Raw genomic sequence first — 15,573 nt, forward strand, 5'->3', positions numbered from 1 at the left:
TCTTTGGAAAAAGGTCCTGGGACCGATCTACAAGGCTCAAGGCCAGTCGATCTAGTACAGTTATGCACTTATCTCAGCTATGCAAGACGCAATCGCAGATCGCGAGAATTATATCCGACGGTTCAGCCACGGCGAGATCATGGCTGAACGGCGATGGCGGCTTGACCGCGAACGCGAAAAGCGGTTCCCCAAAAATCTCCATCGTTGCCGAGTAGCAAATTCGCTCCAACAGGCGCAGAGTACGGCGCTGCCGGATGACTATTGAGCGCCGGCACCTGAGAGCCTGGGCAGCTCCCGCCACCAAAGGGAGCCGAAGATGGCAACCCGCTTCTATTTCGATATCCGCAACGGCGAGCAACTCTATGCCGACAAACAGGGCATCGAGCTACGCGACGAGGAAACTGCCGCGCACGAAGCGATGCAGTCATTGCTCAGCATAGCCAAGGAGAACCCGCCTTTGGACAAACACAGGCTGCTGGCGTTTGAGGTCCGGACGGACGAAGGCCCGCTGTTTCAGGTCAGTCTCAGTCTGGGCATCACAAGGTGCTAGCTGCCGCGCTGCGTAGCCCAGCTCAAGAATCCAGCCGGCAACTGCGCCAAGCGATAGCCACCTCAAGCACGGGCCCGTCGCCGTCCCGGACCTCGATGGCAATCTGATGGAAATTGTGACCGCGAAAGGAATCCCGAATGACGTCGGCCAAGGCGCGCGCAGCCTCCTCCTGAACCGCACCGAAGCTGGACATCTCCATGCCCTCTTCGTCGATCGCCAGGCCGCCGCCGTCACGAAGATCGAAATAATAGCGCGTCATCGGCATGGTAATTTACCCCAGCTCTCGATTGTTCCTGCGAAGACCGGGGAATGTGGCCGGTGAGGACAGTGGCGCGCGAGCCGTCCGGGTGAGTCATGACCGCAAAAGCGAGAGAGTTCCTTGATTTCTGGATTGAAAACAGCGTCCACGCTGCCGAGCAGTATGGAACGCCGGGTGCCTCGCAGGATGTTGCCGAGTTGGCGCGCCGGTGCATCGAGATGGCGGGACAGCAAGGCCTGACGGAACAGGATCTGCGTGATGCGGCCGGCGATGTCACTGACTACATCAGGATCAGACTGAAGGCGGCGAACAGGAAGGAAGCCGATCGTCCCAAATAGTTCGGGCAACGGCCAGGCTTCGCGACCTGAACGTAGCGGCCGACGCCGCGAAACAACAGGTCCGCTTCGTATCAGCAACGGACTCGGAGACGTGCGTGATTGCGCGGCTTAGCGCACGATGCGCTTGACCCGTTTGGTTCTCTTGGCAGCCACAGATGCCGCGCCAGCGGGTGCAGAGCCAGCCTGCGCGGCCGCCTCGGCGTCACGCGCTTCACGGAGAGCCCGCAGACGCACCATGTTCTTGCGCACGGCGATCGCATCGCGCTCGACCTCAGCGATTGCCTGCGCGCCCGCCTCGGCGGCAAGCCGCTGGCGCTGGGCCTTGGCCAGGCGCTCGGCGGAAAGTTCTTCCGGCTTCTTGGCCATGAGCGAATGAGCCCTTTGAAAAGCAGCGAGACCCGCTCAACCCATCAGAGGATCGAGCGGGCCGCGGCTGTCATCCCAGTACATCCGTGGAATGACAGATCGATTCAAGCCAGCCGAAGATCTTCGGCGCTGGTCTTGCCACGCATCTTGTCGACCTTGAGTTCGAACGACAGCTTCTGGCCCTCGGCGAGACCGCCAAGTCCGGCCCGCTCGACAGCGCTGATGTGAACGAACACGTCATTCGTGCCATCATCGGGCTGAATGAAACCGAAGCCCTTCTGGCCGTTGAACCACTTCACAGTACCTGTAGGCATTTGTCTTCTCCAAAGCGGACGCACGTGAATTCGCGCTTGGTTCCGCATCATCCTTCAACCGACGATGTTCTTTGGAAAAGGGCCGCTTTGACCATTCAACAAGGCACAACGGCAAATCGAACGCTGCAAGCATACACACTTAATCCGCTAGGGCAAGCTCGGAAGCGCCGTCGATCGGGGTGAGCGGAGCTTCACCGAGCTGCCGTTCCGATAAACCGAACCATGTTTCGCGTAAGGGCTTGAGCCGCCGCGCAACTCGGTGATCGGTGACGCGGACGCAAATCGCGATATTCAACCGCCCGAACTTTTCGCCTTGCGTGGAACTCGCCTAGCGCGCGTCCGAACACTTACTTTTGCCGCTGCCGGCTCCGTCGGGCGCGTGATCGGAAACGTCTCCCGCATATGCGCTGCCAGCATTGCACAGTAGTCAGTCGCGAAACGAGGCAACGGACGCCGCTTGTCCCATGAGATGGTGAGCGGCTCCTGCAACACGCGGCGTCCGTGCGTGAGACCGACAATCCTTAATTCGTAGCGCCAGCACTGAAGCTGGGAGGGAACGATCGCGACGCCGTGCCCCGCCTCGGCGAGCGCCAGCAAGGTGTGCGGACTGCGACTCTCGAACATGATCTTCGGTTTCAGCCCCGCCATACGGCTTGCCGCATCGAAAGCACGGCGAAACCCGAACCCGCTGTCCAGCAGCAGCAACGGAAGTTCGGCGAGGTCAGCGATCTCGATTGTGCAACGGGGACCAAGTGGCATCGACGGATGACCAGCAGCCAGTAACTGCACGGATCCAAGCGGAAGGCTGCCGAAGTGCTGTTCGTTCAGTCTGACGGCGTGCAGCAAATTTTGGCCGAGATGAACTTCGCCGCGTTCAAGCATCGCCAATATCTCGCTGCCCGTCCCCTCCCTGATCCTAATCTCGACCCTGGGATATCGCTCCGCGTACCGGTGCAGAAATTTCGACAGCACGCTTTCGATGTGTTGCGGCGAGCCGGCGATCCTTAGGACCCCGGTATCTCCTTGACGAAGCAGCTGAGCCTGCTCCTTCAAGGAATTGACGCTGTTGAGCAGCAGACGGCAGCCCGCAATCAACTGCTCGCCTTCGCCGGTCAATAGAAGCCGGCGCCCGACGCGATCGAAGAGCTGCAAGCCGAGCTCCCGTTCGAGACCGATGATTTGCCTGGACAGAGCGGGTTGGGCGACACGCAACCGCAACGCGGCTTTTGAGACCGTGCCGAGCTCCGCCACCGTCAAGAACGTGAGCGCCTGTTGAAGGTTCATGCCCGCTTATACCATTCGAGCATAAGGTTCGAGAAAATATATGTATTGGACGTATTTCGAAGCCTCGTGGAGAGTCCTGTCAGGCTTGCGGCATGCGGCATCGGCACTGGCATCGGAGGAGCTCCCATGAACTCTGGAGGCAAGATGGCTCTGGCCATGTTGAGTTGTACCGCGATCGGCGCTCTTGGCACCGACGCACTGCATGGCGAAGCCAGGCCGCCCGCCTATCTGATCGGCCAAATCGAGGTCACCGATCCAGATGGTTATGCCAGGGAATATCTCCCGCAGGCGAAGGAGATCATCAAGGCACATGGCGGCAAGCTGATCGCGGCTGCCGGCGCGGCGGCAACCGGTTCACAGGTCGTTGCCGTCGATGGAGATCCACCCAAGCGCGTCGTCATCTACATGTATCCGAGCATGGAGGCGCTTTGGGCCTGGCGACACGATCCGGCCTACGTGCAGGTTCGGGCGGTCGGCGAGAAATACGCGAGGTACCACACATTTGCGGTCGAGGGCTCCGTCGCCAATTAGCCCTCATCACGCCGTCGGTCGCTGCGACCTGCAACGTGCGCCACCTAATTCCGAAACACCAGGCAGCGCCCGCCGACTGCCTCCAACCGGGCGCACAGCTGATTAGCTCGCTCACGGGTCGTCTCGGCGACCCGGAGCAGATACCAGGTGGCCGAGCCTGGCCCGGCCATGCGCGATCTCAGAACGAGCGGTGCGCGATCGCCGAGCACGGATGCAAATCGTTTCTGAAGTTGCTGGTAGTCGGCGAGGACCCTCGATTGCGACGGGCCGCCGGCCAATTGAAGTCCCCAGGGCCCCCACGCAGCTTGCTGCGCGATTGTCACGGACTCTCTTGGGCCCGCGGGAAGCGCCCGAACGAGCATGCCGCGCACGATGTCACCGCAGGCCATGGCCGCGTCGGTGTGGACCCGATCCTCAAGCGAACCCTGCGCCCATTCCTCGGCGGACTTGCCGGTGATGATCCTGACATAAGCGCGCGTTTCGCCCGGCAGGCTTCCACGTCCCGCCAACCAATCCTGAACGCGCCGTGGACCACCATTATAGGCGGCCGCCGCAAGACCGAGATTGCCGAACTGCGCGCGCAGCTCGCGGAGCCAACGCGCGGATTCCTGTAAGGCAGGCAATGGCTCGAACGGGTCGGCCAGACCGCGCCACCGCGCAGTACCGGGCATGAACTGGGCGATCCCCTGGGCACCGGCCGAACTGACCGAGTTGGGATCGAAATTGCTTTCCTGCCAGATCAGCCGGACGAAGAAATCCGGCGGCAGGCCGTTCTCTAACGCAGCCTCCTCTAACGCCTTGCAGTACTGCTGCGGCCCATCGAGCTTTGGACGCAAAGGTGTCGGCGCCGGCGACGGAACAGATGACGATTGCTGATCGGACGCCGACCGATCGGCCTCGGCGTTGCGCACTCCGGCGTTGCTATCCGGACGAGACGTTTCCGTTTGCGATGTTTCTGTCTGCGCCGGCTCTGCGCGTTGCGCGCCGGGCGTGACCGCTGGATCGCCGAGAGGTTGGGCGCTTGCGACGGGGACGAACAGCAGCAGGCAAGCCGAGCCGATAGCCGCTGGCAAAATCGATCGATGAACCCGCCGCGGCCCGAAAATCGACTGCATAAAGCGATCATCAAATTGGATGCACTTGCGGAATCATATCATCGGCGCCGCCCGGGCGGCCAGAAAATTTGCTGCCTAGCGGTTGGACAGGCTTCCAACGATCGATGCGCGGCGGGACAGTTCGATCCAGTTGCCATCGGGATCGAGGATCATGGAGATCCGTGCGGCCTCGCCGAGCGTCACCGGCGCAAGGCCTTCCCGCACGCCCTTGGCGCGCAACTCGTCATGCACGGCGTCGATGTCGGCGACCTGCAGCGTGATGTAGCGCCAGCCGCGCGCGCCCCGAACCGGATCGACGGTTGCGGCGCGATCTTCCCTGAGCAGGATCAGACTGTCGCCGAGGCGAAACGCCGGACCATCAGACCATGACTGCTCGGTGAAGCCGAGGATGTCGCCGTAGAACCTGCGATGCGCGGCAAGGTCGCGCACCGCCATCACGACGCCGATCTGGGCGATGCCGTCATGTCCGGGCGGGACGAGGCAAACGCTGTTGCCGTCGGGGTCGGCCATGCGCTGCGGTGCGTCGACGCCGGCGCGCGCAATGATCACTTCGCGATAGCCGCTCGGCGCCACGTCCGGCAGAGGCTCGACATGATGGTTGAGCTTGATGACCGAACCGTGCGCGTCGTGCCTATACTGCTTCTGCCCGCGGCGGATCGGCTGCACATGATCGAAGCGAAGTCCAGCCTCCTGCTGCCAGAACCGTAGCATCGGTTCGAGATCGTTGAAGGAAAGGCCGACGTCGATCACGTTCTTTGCCAGTTGCATCTGCTCCCGCCTTCGGATGAAGTGCACCACGATGGATTAGCTTTGCGAGGAACAAGTCACCAACGCAAGCACCACGATCACTGTCGCAGGTCGGCCGGCCTGCCGGTGCACCTGCCTGAAACAGTCAATCCAGTGAGGACCGATATGCAAGCAGGCCTCGTTCAGACCTTTCGCGCTTTTGCGTACAATAATGCCTGGGCCAATCACCGCCTGCTCACGGCCTGCGCCGGTCTCAGCCAGGCGGAGTTCGCCGCCGCGCGGACCGGGTTCTTCCCGAGCCTGCAGGCGACGCTGAACCACATTCATGTCATCGATCTCTTCTACATTGACGCGCTCGAGGGCGGCTGGCTCGGGCCGAAGGCGTGGGCCAACGAGGTGCCCTACCGGTCAGTCGCCGCACTGAAAGACGCCCAGCGCGCGATCGATCAGCAGCTGATCATGCACTGCGATGCGCTGACGGCTGAGCGGCTCGATGATGTGGTCAAGATCAATCGCGACACGAGCGTGCAGACCGAGCGGCGCGACCGCCTCTTGATGCATCTGTTCCAGCACCAGATCCATCATCGCGGCCAGGCCCATGCGATGCTCTCGGAGACCACGGTGAAGCCGCCGCAGCTCGACGAATTCTTCGCCGCCGGCGAAGCCCCGCTCCGGGCAGCCGATTTCAGGGATCTCGGCTGGAGCGAAGCCACCGTGTGGGGCGGCTGAAGGCGAGGTTCCGCCCGCCATCGGCGATGCGGTTCCTGATCCGGAACGAGGTCTTGAAACCCGGCGCCTCCACGCTCACCTCTGGTAAAACGTGGGGAACTCTATCAATGCCATTCGCCAATCACCGGGGCCAGCGTATCCATTACACCGTCGAGGGATCCGGGCCGATGATCGTGCTTCAGCACGGTCTCTTGCTCGACGCCGCGAGCTGGAAGCAATGCGGCGTGGTCGACGCGCTTGCCGATCGCTTTCGTGTCGTCTGCGTCGATTCGCTCGGACATGGCCTGAGCGACAAGCCCGCCGATCCGGCGCTTTATAACCAGGCGCAGCGCGCCGGCGACATCGTCGCCGTGATCGACGATCTCGGCGACGAGCGCGCCCATGTGGTGGGACACTCGATGGGCGGCTGGGTCGCGGTCGGCGTCGCCCGATTTTTCCCGGCACGGCTGGCGTCGCTGGCGATCGGCGGCTGGGACTTTCTCACCGGACTGCCGCGCGGCAATGCCGGCCCGCTGACCTATGGCGCCTTCATCACCTTTGCCCGCCGCACCGTGCCGGAGCTCGCCGAATGGGTGACGCCGGATCTCGAAGGCGGAGTGCGTGCCTGCTTCAATGCGCTCGGCCAGGTCGATGGCGCCAAGGACGCGGTGCTGCTCTCGCGCGTGCCGGTGCTGTTGTGGAACGGACAGGACGACGGACCCCATGCGCCGATGCAGCGCTTCGCCGCGGAGAACGGCCTCGATGCGATGTCGGTGCCCGGCGATCACCTCGGCGCGCTGTTTCAGCACGGCGCCGCGATCGGCCGGGGCATCGGCTCGTTCGTCGGGCGCGGCTAAAGCATTTAGGTCGAACAGCGCCCCCGACTCGGCTGTGCTCCCTCTCCCCGCACGCGGGGCGAGGTGAAGCGTCGCGCGCTACACCGGCTCCGGCATTCCTGCGAGCAGCTTGTCTAGCGTGATCGGATAGTCGCGCACCCGCACGCCGGTCGCGTTGTGGACCGCATTGGCAACCGCGGCGGCGACGCCGCAGATGCCGAGTTCGGCGACGCCCTTGGCCTTCATCGGCGATGAGATCGGGTCGGTCTCGTCGAGGAAGATCATCTCCTGATGCGGGATGTCGGCATGGACCGGCACCTCATAGGCAGCAAGGTCGTGATTGATGAACAGGCCATGACGCCTGTCGACCACGAGATCCTCCATCAGCGCCGCCCCGACACCCATGGTCATCGCGCCGATCACCTGGCTGCGCGCCGCCTTCGGGTTGAGGATGCGGCCCGCCGCGCAGACCGCAAGCATCCGCCGCACCCGGATCTCCGCCGTGTCGGCATCGACGCCGACCTCGACGAAATGCGCGCCGAAGGTCGACTGCTGGTAGGTTTTCGCGAGATCGCCGTATTCGATGGCATCCTCCGCCACGAGGTCGCCGCCGCCGGCGGCCTGCGCCAGCGGCACGCTGCGATTGCCGGAGCGGACCACGCCGTCGGCAAACACCGCCTCCGCGGAATTGAAGCCGAGCTTCTGCGCAATGGCCTCGCGCAGCTTGGTACAGGCGGCATAGACGCCGGCGGTCGAATTGTTGCCGCCCCACTGCCCGCCCGAGCCGCAGGACACCGGAAAGTCGGAATCGCCGAGCCGCACCGCGACCTTGTCGAGCGGCACGCCCATCATCTCGGCCGCGGTCTGCGCGATGATGGTGTAGGAGCCGGTGCCGATGTCGGTCATGTCGGTCTCAACGGTCACGATGCCATTCTGGTCGAGACGAACGCGTGCCGCCGACTTGGTCACGAGATTGTTGCGGAACGCCGCGGCGACGCCCATTCCGACCAGCCAGCGTCCGTCGCGGACCTCGCCCGGCTTCGGGTTGCGCTTGTCCCAGCCGAACCGCGCCGCGCCATCGCTCAGGCACTGCACCAATTGCCGCTGCGAAAAGTGCCGCTCCGGATGCTCGGGGTCGACCTGGGTGTCGTTGCTGATGCGCAGCACGACCGGGTCGATGCCGAGCTTGTCGGCGAGCTCGTCGATCGCGATCTCGAGCGCCATCATGCCGGAGGCTTCTCCGGGCGCGCGCATCGCATTGCCCTCCGGCAGATCGAGCGCTGCAAGCCGCGTCGCCGTCATCCGGCTGGCGCCGGCATAAAGCAGCCGCGTCTGGCTCACCGCCATCTCGGGCTCGCCGTCCTTGACGTTGCCGGACCAGCTTTCGTGGCCGATCGCGGTGATCTTGCCGTCGCGCTCGGCGCCGATGCGGATGCGCTGGATCGTCGCCGGACGGTGCGTCGTGTTGTTGAACATCAGCGGACGTTGCAGCGCGACCTTGACCGGCCGGCCGGCCGCGCGGGCGCCGAGCGCGGCGAGCAGCACCTCGGCGCGCAGGAACAGCTTGCCGCCGAAGCCGCCGCCGATATAGGGCGACACCAGACGGACATTCTCCTTGGCGATGCCAAGCGTCTTCGCCATGTCCTCGGCGCCCCAGGCGATCATCTGGTTGGAGGTCCAGACCGTGAGCTTGTCGCCGTCCCAGGCCGCGATCGAAGCATGCGGCTCCATCATCGCGTGGCCCTGATCGGGCGTGGTGTAGGTGGCATCGAGTTGTACGGGCGCACCAGCGAAGGCGGCGGCGAAATCGCCGACGGCGGTATCGGCCGGGCCGCCGAATGACGGGTGCGGCGTGACGCCCTTGTCCCGCTCCGCGGCGAGATCGAACTTGCCGTCGCCTTTCACGTAGTCGATACGGACCAGCTGCGCCGCGGCCCGCGCCTGCTCGAAGGTCCCGGCGACGACGACGGCGACGGCCTGGTGATAATGCGCGATCTCGGGCCCGCCGAGCAGCGGCGCCGCATTGCGCTCGCCCTTGCCGAGCTTGCCGGCATTGTCCGCTGTGACGATGGCGACTTCGCCGCCTCGAGATCGACCGAACCGATCCGCCCCTTGCCGATCGCCGATCCAACCACATAGCCATAGGCCTGGTTAGCCGCGACGTCGTGCCGCTCATAGGCGTAGGGCGCGGTGCCGGTGGTCTTCAGCGGCCCCTCGATCCGGCTGGTCGGGTGGCCGATCACCTTGAGCTGGTCGATCGGATTGAAGGTGGCGGGATGTTCAAAACGCATGATGTCAGGCCCTCTTCTTAAGCCCTGGATCTTAAGCCCTGGCCTCGCGCAGCACCGCCGCCAGCGTTCGCTCGGCGAGCGGCAGCTTGTACGCATTGTCCTTGGTCGGCTTCGCATCGGCGAACAGGCGCGCGGTGACGGCCTTGGCGCCAGCAGGCAATTCCGCCTCCGCCGCCTCGACGCGCCAAGGCTTGTGCGCCACGCCGCCGAGCGCGACGCGGCCGGTGCCGTCGCGCTGCACGATCGCGGCAACCGAGACCAGCGCAAAGGCATAAGAGGCGCGGTCGCGCACCTTGCGATAGGCCTGCGCGCCGCCGACCGGTTTCGGCAGCACCACCGCGGTGATCAACTCGCCCGGCACCAGGCTGGTTTCGATCTCGGGGCTGTCGCCGGGCAGACGATGCAGCTCGGCGATCGGGATGCTGCGCGTGGTGCCATCGGGCCGCACCGTCTCGACGACGGCGTCGAGCGCGCGCATCGCCACCGCCATGTCGCTCGGATGGGTCGCGATGCAGGCGTCGCTCACACCGACCACCGCATGCTGGCGGCTGAAGCCGCCGATCGCGGCGCAGCCGCTGCCGGGCTGGCGCTTGTTGCAGGGCAGATTGGTGTCGTAGAAATAAGGACAGCGCGTCCGCTGCAGCAGATTGCCCGCGGTCGTCGCCTTGTTGCGCAACTGGCCGGAGGCGCCGGCGAGAAGCGCGCGCGACAGCACGCCATAGTCCCGCCGCACGCGTATATCGGCGGCGAGATCGGTGTTGCGCACCAGCGCGCCGATCCGCAAGCCGCCGTCCGCGGTCTCCTCGATGCGGTCGAGCGCCAGATCGTTGACGTCGATCAGATGCGCCGGCGTCTCGATCTCGAGCTTCATCAGGTCGAGCAGATTGGTGCCGCCGGCGATGAACTTGGCGTTCGCGGTGCCGGCGGCGGCTGCGGCCGCCGCGCCCGGCGAGGCGGCGCGCTCATAGCTGAATGATCTCATGCGCTCCTCCCGGCGACCTCGCTGATCGCCTCGGCGATGTTGGAATAGGCGCCGCAGCGGCAGATGTTGCCGCTCATGCGCTCGCGGAGCTCGGCATTGGTCAGTCGCAGCGGCGCATTCAGATCCGCCGTGACATGGCTCGGGATGCCGGCCTTGACCTCGGCAAGCACTGCGACCGCCGAGCAGATCTGGCCCGGCGTGCAATAGCCGCATTGATAGCCATCATGCTCGACGAATGCCGCCTGCAGCGGATGCAGCCCGTCCGGCGTGCCGAGCCCCTCGATCGTCGTGATCTCGTCGCCCTGATGCATCACGGCGAGCGTCAGGCAGGAATTGATCCGCCGGCCGTCGACGATCACCGTGCAGGCGCCGCATTGGCCGTGGTCGCAGCCCTTCTTGGTGCCGGTCAGATGCAGGTGCTCGCGCAGGGCATCGAGCAGCGTGGTCCTGGTGTCGAGCTCGAGCTGGTGGGTTTCGCCGTTCACGTCAAAGGATACTCTCGTCATCACGGGCGCTCCGGTCGGGGCAGATTGGGCGGCCGCAGGCGGAGGCGTCGCGATCGACGACGCCGCAAGCGAGGCGGCTCCAACAATCAACAGATGGCGCCGCGATAGTTCCAAACGTCCGGAGATCTGCATGCCGCCGCTCTCCTCAAGTCAGCCGGACCCGGAACCACGACAACGACGTGTCGAGGTCTGCTCGGCCTGTCAGCAAAGGGGGGAATGCCGCGAACAGCGGAATGTTTCTCGCGGGGAAGTTAAACTCGTCGCGATTGCCACGGGCGCGGCAGGCGGGCAGCACCGGCGCCATCGTGGCGCGGGCGGAGGGCAATATCGCCGTGCGCGTCCGGCCTACGACCAACGTCCCCTGCCCGGAATCGCAAGATTCCGGTTATCTGCATTGCGCCGCTCTCATGCTCGCCCACGGGGAAAAGCGGCCCGGAACACGCTGGAGCTCTTGGGGCTTGCACCGTATCATGTAGGATGGCGGCAGAACTCCACCGGCGACGATGCCGGCGACCCTGGGACCGCTCGATGACCGCGCATGTCATAGTGACCGACGAAGCCGCCACGCGCGTGATCCGGCTGCGCAGGCCCGAAAAGAAGAACGCGATCACCCAGGAGATGTTTCGCGCGATCAGCGACGCGATCGACAAGGCGCAGAACAATCCGAAGATCCGCTGCCTGATCATCACCGGCGGCTCCGGCGTGTTCACTGCGGGCAACGACATCGAGGACCTGCTCGCGCAGGGCACCTCGACCAGTGAGACGCCGCCGGCCTCCGACCTCGTCAAGTTCCTGTATTCGCTGGCCCACAATGTGAAGCCGATCATCGCCGCCGTCGACGGCGTCGCGATGGGCATCGGCACCACCATGCTGTTTCACTGCGACTATGTGCTCGCCAGCAAGACCGCGCTGTTCTCGACGCCGTTCTCCAATTTCGGCCTGGTGCCGGAAGGCGCCTCGAGCCTGTTGATGCCGCGCATGATGGGCCACCAGCGTGCCTTCGCGATGCTGGTGATGGGCCGCACCATGTCGGCCGACGACGCCCGCGTCGCCGGCTTCGTCAATACCGTGGTAGCGCCGGGGCATGCCGAGGTGGAGGCGCACAAGGTGGCGCGCGAGATCTGCGCGCTGCCGGCCGAGGCGGTGGCGATCTCGCGGCGCCTGATCCGGCTGCCGCCGGAGGACGTCACCCGCCGCATCGAGCAGGAGAACCATCTGTTCAGCGAACGGATGCGCTCCGAGGAAGCAGTCGAGGCGTTCAAGGCATTCATGGCTCGCCCGAAGGATTGAAACGAAGCGTCGCAATATTGTAGTGGCGCGGCGCCATGATCCCGTGCTCCATGGACAGGTCATGAGACAGCCCCGCCTTTTCCCTCTCGCCGCGCTCTGCGCGTTCGGACTGGCCGCAGCAAGCCCCTGCCCGTCGCAGGCCGCGGAGCCGGTGAGCCTGCGCATTCTCGCGATCAACGATTTCCACGGCTATCTGCGGCCGCCGCCGGGCGGCATCCGCATCACTGACCCCGCTGACGCGACCAGGAAGATCATGGAGCCCGCCGGCGGCGCCGAGCGGATGGGCACCGTCGTCAAGCAGCTGCGCGAGGGCCACAAGAACAACATCTTCGTTGCGGCCGGCGACCTGATCGGCGCAAGCCCGTTCCTATCGGCGATGTTTCACGACGAGCCGACCATCGAGTCGCTCTCGCTGATGGGGCTTGCGATCTCCTCGGTCGGCAATCACGAATTCGACGAGGGCAAGGACGAGCTGCTGCGGATGCAGAATGGCGGCTGCCATCCGATCGACAAATGCCAGGGGCCGCACCCGTTCACAGGAGCCAAATTCCGCTATCTCGCCGCCTCCACGATCGAGAAGGCGACCGGCAAGCCGGTATTTCCGCCCTACGAGATCAAGCAATTCGACGGCATTGCAGTGGCCTTCATCGGGCTGACGCTGAAGAACACCCCGAACCTGGTGTCGCCGGCCGGCGTCGCGAGCCTCGACTTTCGCGACGAGGCCGAGACCGTCAATGCGCTGGTCCCCGAGCTGAAGGCGAAGGGCGTCGAGGCGATCGTGGTGCTGATCCACGAAGGCGGCTTTCCGACCGGCGACTATAATGAATGTCCAGGGATCTCCGGGCCGATCGTCGACATCGTCAAGAAGTTCGATCGCGCGGTCGACGTCGTGGTCTCCGGCCACACCCACCAGGCCTATGTCTGCGAGATCGACGGACGGCTCGTCACCTCCGGCGACAAGTACGGCACCCTGGTCACCGCGATCGATCTTCAGCTCGATCCGAACAGTCATGACGTGATCAGCGCCAGGGCCGCCAACACCATCGTGCGGATCGCCGGCACCGCCAAGGATTCCGAGCAGAGCGCGCTGCTGGAATCCTACGACCGGCTGGCCGCGCCGATCGCGAGCCGCGCGGCAGGCTCGGTCACCGAAACACTGTCGCGTACGCCTGCCGAAACTGGCGAGAGCCCGCTCGGCGACATCGTCGCCGATGCACAGCTGCTTGCAACCAGCGCTGAGCCGAATGGCGGCGCGGTGATCGCCTTCACCAATCCCGGCGGCGTGCGGACCGACATCGTCAAGCGCGAGGACGGCGCGGTGACCTATGCCGATATCTTCGCAAGCCAGCCGTTCCGCAACCAGCTGGTGACGATGACGCTGACCGGCAAGCAGCTCAAGGACGCACTGGAGCAGCAATGGGCCGATCCGAAGCGGCCGCGCGCCCTCCAGGTCTCGAAGGGGTTCTCCTATGCGTGGGATGCGAGCAAGCCCGATGGCGCGCGCATCATCGCCGCACGGATGTCGCTGGACGGCAAGCCGATCGACCCGGCCGCGAGCTACCGCATCACAGTGAACAATTATCTCGCCGAGGGCGGCGACGGCTTCACGGTGTTCAAGCGAGGAACCGCGCAGCAGTTCGGCATCTACGATGTCGATGCGCTCTATGCCTACTTCAAGGCTAACAGCCCAGTTGCCCCAACGGCAGGCAAGCGGATCGAGCGGATCAATTGAGCCGCAAACTCGTCTTCGTCATGGCCGGGCTAAACACTTGTCCCGGCCATCCACGTCTCTTTAGCGTTAGCGCCTTCGGACCAAAGACGTGGATGCCCGGCACAAGGCCGGGCATGACGAGTTCGGGGATCAGGCGGGCGGACTCTCAGAGACCTTGGCAAGGTGTCGAAGAACGAGCACCGGAACAGCGAGATCAAACGCGGCCCTTTCCGGAACGCCGCTAACGGCCTAGATTAGGGCCTGCTCTTGCATGATCTTGGTCGGAAAACCGCTGCGCACTTTTCCGGATCATGCGCCCTCGCACGCGCATCGATTGCGCCGGGAATTTGCATGACACTGCTTCTGACGCATTCCGCCTGTCTCGACCACCTGACGCCTCCCGGACATCCCGAACGCCCCGACCGGCTGCGGGCGGTCGCCGAGGTGCTCGGCGAGGATCGCTTCAAGGCGCTGGTGCGCGATTCCGCGCCGGAAGGCGACCTCGACACCGTGCTGCTCTGTCACGGCGAGCACTATGTCGGCGAACTCCGCCACATCGCGCCGACCTCGGGCATGATCTATATTGACGGCGACACTTCGATGTCGCCGGGCACCTGGGAAGCGGTGATGCGCGGCGTCGGCGGCGCGGTGGCCGGCACCGATGCGGTGATGGAGGGCAAGCATCAAAACGCGTTCGTCGCGGTGCGCCCGCCCGGGCACCACGCCGAGAAATCGACGCCGATGGGCTTCTGCTTCTTCGACAATGCCGCGATCGCCGCCCGCCACGCGCAGCGCAAATACGGCATCAAGCGCGCCGCAATCATCGATTTCGACGTCCATCACGGCAACGGCACGCAGGATATCTTCTGGGCCGACCCGACCGTGATGTATTGCTCGACGCACCAGATGCCGCTGTTCCCCGGCACTGGGGCCGCCGGCGAGCGTGGCGAGCACGACACTGTCGTCAACGCGCCGCTGGCGCCCGGCGACGGCGGCGCCAAGTTCCGCTCCGCTTTCGAGAACCTGATCCTGCCGCAGCTGGAGAAGTTCTCCCCCGAACTTATCGTCATTTCGGCGGGCTTCGACGCGCATCACCGCGATCCCTTGGCCTCGATCAACCTGACGGGCGAGGATTTCGGCTGGGTCACGCGCAAGCTGATGGATCTCGCCGACAAGAGCGCCGGCGGCCGCGTCGTCTCCGTCCTGGAAGGCGGCTACGACCTGCAGGGCCTGAAAGAGTCGGTGGCATCTCACGTCACCGCATTGATGGACGGGTAAATCCCCGCCACAATACGCCCGCAAAAATTCGATTGATTCTGCGCCGGGGCGAGCATGGCCTGCGACAGGTCATGTTTGGACGACAAGATCAGGTTGCGATCTGATCCACGCAATCGGGAACGCAAGAATGGCCGAGAACACCCAAGCCGACGTGAAGAAGCTCTCCTTTGAACGCGCGATCGAGGAACTCGAATCGATCGTCAAGCGGCTCGAGGACGGCAAGGTCCCGCTTGAGGAATCGGTCGCGATCTATGAGCGCGGCGAGGCACTGAAACGGCGCTGCGAGGAACTGCTGCGTCAGGCCGAAGCCCGCGTCGACAAGATCACCACCGACGCCTCGGGCCAGCCGACCGGCACCGAGCCGCTCGACGTGCAGTAGCGCTACCGACGACCTCGATCGTGCGGCGCGATGGCCGCCATGGCGGGCAATTGTTGCTGCGCATTTCCAGCCACCCGTAAACCTCCGG

At 64.7% G+C, this 15,573-nt stretch carries 17 protein-coding genes and 1 pseudogene; 9 read left to right on the top strand and 9 right to left on the bottom strand.

Features of this window, described 5'->3' with window-relative positions:
- The first annotated feature begins 316 nt into the window (after positions 1-316).
- On the top strand, positions 317-550 hold the full coding sequence (locus tag J6525_RS17335) for a DUF6894 family protein (RefSeq protein ID WP_225645568.1): 234 nt from the start codon (positions 317-319) through the stop codon (positions 548-550).
- Positions 551-572: 22 nt separating this feature from the next.
- Here the strand turns inward: J6525_RS17335 and J6525_RS17340 are convergent, their stop codons facing one another.
- Positions 573-815: a DUF6894 family protein gene (locus tag J6525_RS17340; RefSeq protein WP_028334475.1), complete on the bottom strand. Its 243-nt coding sequence runs from the start codon at positions 813-815 to the stop codon at positions 573-575.
- 89 nt (positions 816-904) lie between these two features.
- On the opposite strand from J6525_RS17340, the gene J6525_RS17345 reads away from it, so the two are divergent.
- Positions 905-1,147 (top strand): hypothetical protein, encoded by a 243-nt coding sequence (locus tag J6525_RS17345; RefSeq protein ID WP_092083607.1) that lies wholly within the window; start codon positions 905-907, stop codon positions 1,145-1,147.
- Positions 1,148-1,255: 108 nt separating this feature from the next.
- On the opposite strand, the gene J6525_RS17350 is transcribed toward J6525_RS17345, so the two are convergent.
- From J6525_RS17350 to J6525_RS17360, 3 genes are all read right to left on the bottom strand, one after another.
- Positions 1,256-1,513 (bottom strand): hypothetical protein, encoded by a 258-nt coding sequence (locus tag J6525_RS17350; protein ID WP_225645569.1) that lies wholly within the window; start codon positions 1,511-1,513, stop codon positions 1,256-1,258.
- Positions 1,514-1,617: 104 nt separating this feature from the next.
- The gene (locus tag J6525_RS17355) at positions 1,618-1,827 is read right to left on the bottom strand and encodes a cold-shock protein (RefSeq protein WP_028339489.1); all 210 of its coding nucleotides are present in this window, start codon (positions 1,825-1,827) and stop codon (positions 1,618-1,620) included.
- A 291-nt stretch (positions 1,828-2,118) separates the two neighbouring features.
- Positions 2,119-3,111 carry a LysR family transcriptional regulator gene (locus tag J6525_RS17360; RefSeq protein WP_225645570.1) on the bottom strand — a complete coding sequence of 331 codons (993 nt, stop codon included), beginning with the start codon at positions 3,109-3,111 and terminating at the stop codon, positions 2,119-2,121.
- A 144-nt stretch (positions 3,112-3,255) separates the two neighbouring features.
- Here J6525_RS17360 and J6525_RS17365 point away from each other — a divergent pair, with 144 nt between their 5' ends.
- Positions 3,256-3,642 (top strand): DUF1330 domain-containing protein, encoded by a 387-nt coding sequence (locus J6525_RS17365; RefSeq protein WP_225645571.1) that lies wholly within the window; start codon positions 3,256-3,258, stop codon positions 3,640-3,642.
- 44 nt (positions 3,643-3,686) lie between these two features.
- On the opposite strand, the gene J6525_RS17370 is transcribed toward J6525_RS17365, so the two are convergent.
- Together J6525_RS17370 and J6525_RS17375 are read right to left on the bottom strand one after the other, a co-directional pair.
- Positions 3,687-4,757, bottom strand: a complete 1,071-nt coding sequence (locus J6525_RS17370; RefSeq protein WP_225645572.1) for a lytic transglycosylase domain-containing protein — start codon at positions 4,755-4,757, stop codon at positions 3,687-3,689.
- Between the two features lie 75 nt (positions 4,758-4,832).
- The gene (locus tag J6525_RS17375) at positions 4,833-5,525 is read right to left on the bottom strand and encodes a VOC family protein (protein WP_225645573.1); all 693 of its coding nucleotides are present in this window, start codon (positions 5,523-5,525) and stop codon (positions 4,833-4,835) included.
- A 144-nt stretch (positions 5,526-5,669) separates the two neighbouring features.
- Here J6525_RS17375 and J6525_RS17380 point away from each other — a divergent pair, with 144 nt between their 5' ends.
- The gene (locus tag J6525_RS17380) at positions 5,670-6,233 is read left to right on the top strand and encodes a DinB family protein (protein WP_225645574.1); all 564 of its coding nucleotides are present in this window, start codon (positions 5,670-5,672) and stop codon (positions 6,231-6,233) included.
- Between the two features lie 107 nt (positions 6,234-6,340).
- Positions 6,341-7,069 (top strand): alpha/beta fold hydrolase, encoded by a 729-nt coding sequence (locus J6525_RS17385; protein ID WP_225645575.1) that lies wholly within the window; start codon positions 6,341-6,343, stop codon positions 7,067-7,069.
- 78 nt (positions 7,070-7,147) lie between these two features.
- Here the strand turns inward: J6525_RS17385 and paoC are convergent.
- The 3 genes and pseudogenes from paoC to paoA form a co-directional block, all read right to left on the bottom strand.
- Positions 7,148-9,339 (bottom strand): annotated as a pseudogene (gene paoC / locus J6525_RS17390) (aldehyde oxidoreductase molybdenum-binding subunit PaoC).
- Between the two features lie 31 nt (positions 9,340-9,370).
- Positions 9,371-10,321: an FAD binding domain-containing protein gene (locus J6525_RS17395; RefSeq protein WP_225645576.1), complete on the bottom strand. Its 951-nt coding sequence runs from the start codon at positions 10,319-10,321 to the stop codon at positions 9,371-9,373.
- Positions 10,318-10,959 carry an aldehyde dehydrogenase iron-sulfur subunit PaoA gene (paoA, locus tag J6525_RS17400; RefSeq protein ID WP_057015220.1) on the bottom strand — a complete coding sequence of 214 codons (642 nt, stop codon included), beginning with the start codon at positions 10,957-10,959 and terminating at the stop codon, positions 10,318-10,320. Before paoA ends, J6525_RS17395 begins: the two co-directional genes overlap by 4 nt.
- Before the next feature lie 396 nt (positions 10,960-11,355).
- On the opposite strand from paoA, the gene J6525_RS17405 reads away from it, so the two are divergent.
- The 4 genes from J6525_RS17405 to J6525_RS17420 all read left to right on the top strand — a co-directional run bounded on the left by J6525_RS17405 (position 11,356) and on the right by J6525_RS17420 (position 15,485).
- Entirely contained in the window at positions 11,356-12,117 is a 762-nt protein-coding gene (locus J6525_RS17405) for a crotonase/enoyl-CoA hydratase family protein (RefSeq protein WP_092083615.1), read from the top strand.
- A 61-nt stretch (positions 12,118-12,178) separates the two neighbouring features.
- Complete coding sequence (locus tag J6525_RS17410; protein WP_225645577.1) at positions 12,179-13,849, top strand: bifunctional metallophosphatase/5'-nucleotidase; 1,671 nt, start codon at positions 12,179-12,181, stop codon at positions 13,847-13,849.
- A 330-nt stretch (positions 13,850-14,179) separates the two neighbouring features.
- Positions 14,180-15,106, top strand: coding sequence for a histone deacetylase family protein (locus tag J6525_RS17415; protein ID WP_092083616.1), 927 nt, complete (start codon positions 14,180-14,182; stop codon positions 15,104-15,106).
- A gap of 127 nt (positions 15,107-15,233) precedes the next feature.
- Positions 15,234-15,485: an exodeoxyribonuclease VII small subunit gene (locus tag J6525_RS17420; RefSeq protein ID WP_028334494.1), complete on the top strand. Its 252-nt coding sequence runs from the start codon at positions 15,234-15,236 to the stop codon at positions 15,483-15,485.
- Positions 15,486-15,573 lie beyond the last annotated feature (88 nt).

The organism is Bradyrhizobium australafricanum, assembly GCF_020329495.1.
In the GTDB taxonomy this organism is placed as follows: Bacteria; Pseudomonadota; Alphaproteobacteria; order Rhizobiales; family Xanthobacteraceae; genus Bradyrhizobium; species Bradyrhizobium australafricanum.

What these genes read in the sequence shown, in the direction of transcription:
- J6525_RS17340 (WP_028334475.1), bottom strand. Translation starts at nt 815, where the DNA reads ATGCCGATGACGCGCTATTATTTCGATCTTCGTGACGGCGGCGGCCTG.
- J6525_RS17420 (WP_028334494.1), top strand. Translation starts at nt 15,234, where the DNA reads ATGGCCGAGAACACCCAAGCCGACGTGAAGAAGCTCTCCTTTGAACGC.
- J6525_RS17375 (WP_225645573.1), bottom strand. Translation starts at nt 5,525, where the DNA reads ATGCAACTGGCAAAGAACGTGATCGACGTCGGCCTTTCCTTCAACGAT.
- J6525_RS17350 (WP_225645569.1), bottom strand. Translation starts at nt 1,513, where the DNA reads ATGGCCAAGAAGCCGGAAGAACTTTCCGCCGAGCGCCTGGCCAAGGCC.
- J6525_RS17345 (WP_092083607.1), top strand. Translation starts at nt 905, where the DNA reads ATGACCGCAAAAGCGAGAGAGTTCCTTGATTTCTGGATTGAAAACAGC.
- J6525_RS17385 (WP_225645575.1), top strand. Translation starts at nt 6,341, where the DNA reads ATGCCATTCGCCAATCACCGGGGCCAGCGTATCCATTACACCGTCGAG.
- J6525_RS17370 (WP_225645572.1), bottom strand. Translation starts at nt 4,757, where the DNA reads ATGCAGTCGATTTTCGGGCCGCGGCGGGTTCATCGATCGATTTTGCCA.
- J6525_RS17365 (WP_225645571.1), top strand. Translation starts at nt 3,256, where the DNA reads ATGGCTCTGGCCATGTTGAGTTGTACCGCGATCGGCGCTCTTGGCACC.
- J6525_RS17335 (WP_225645568.1), top strand. Translation starts at nt 317, where the DNA reads ATGGCAACCCGCTTCTATTTCGATATCCGCAACGGCGAGCAACTCTAT.
- J6525_RS17395 (WP_225645576.1), bottom strand. Translation starts at nt 10,321, where the DNA reads ATGAGATCATTCAGCTATGAGCGCGCCGCCTCGCCGGGCGCGGCGGCC.
- J6525_RS17405 (WP_092083615.1), top strand. Translation starts at nt 11,356, where the DNA reads ATGACCGCGCATGTCATAGTGACCGACGAAGCCGCCACGCGCGTGATC.
- J6525_RS17410 (WP_225645577.1), top strand. Translation starts at nt 12,179, where the DNA reads ATGAGACAGCCCCGCCTTTTCCCTCTCGCCGCGCTCTGCGCGTTCGGA.
- J6525_RS17360 (WP_225645570.1), bottom strand. Translation starts at nt 3,111, where the DNA reads ATGAACCTTCAACAGGCGCTCACGTTCTTGACGGTGGCGGAGCTCGGC.
- J6525_RS17380 (WP_225645574.1), top strand. Translation starts at nt 5,670, where the DNA reads ATGCAAGCAGGCCTCGTTCAGACCTTTCGCGCTTTTGCGTACAATAAT.
- J6525_RS17415 (WP_092083616.1), top strand. Translation starts at nt 14,180, where the DNA reads ATGACACTGCTTCTGACGCATTCCGCCTGTCTCGACCACCTGACGCCT.
- paoA (WP_057015220.1), bottom strand. Translation starts at nt 10,959, where the DNA reads ATGCAGATCTCCGGACGTTTGGAACTATCGCGGCGCCATCTGTTGATT.
- J6525_RS17355 (WP_028339489.1), bottom strand. Translation starts at nt 1,827, where the DNA reads ATGCCTACAGGTACTGTGAAGTGGTTCAACGGCCAGAAGGGCTTCGGT.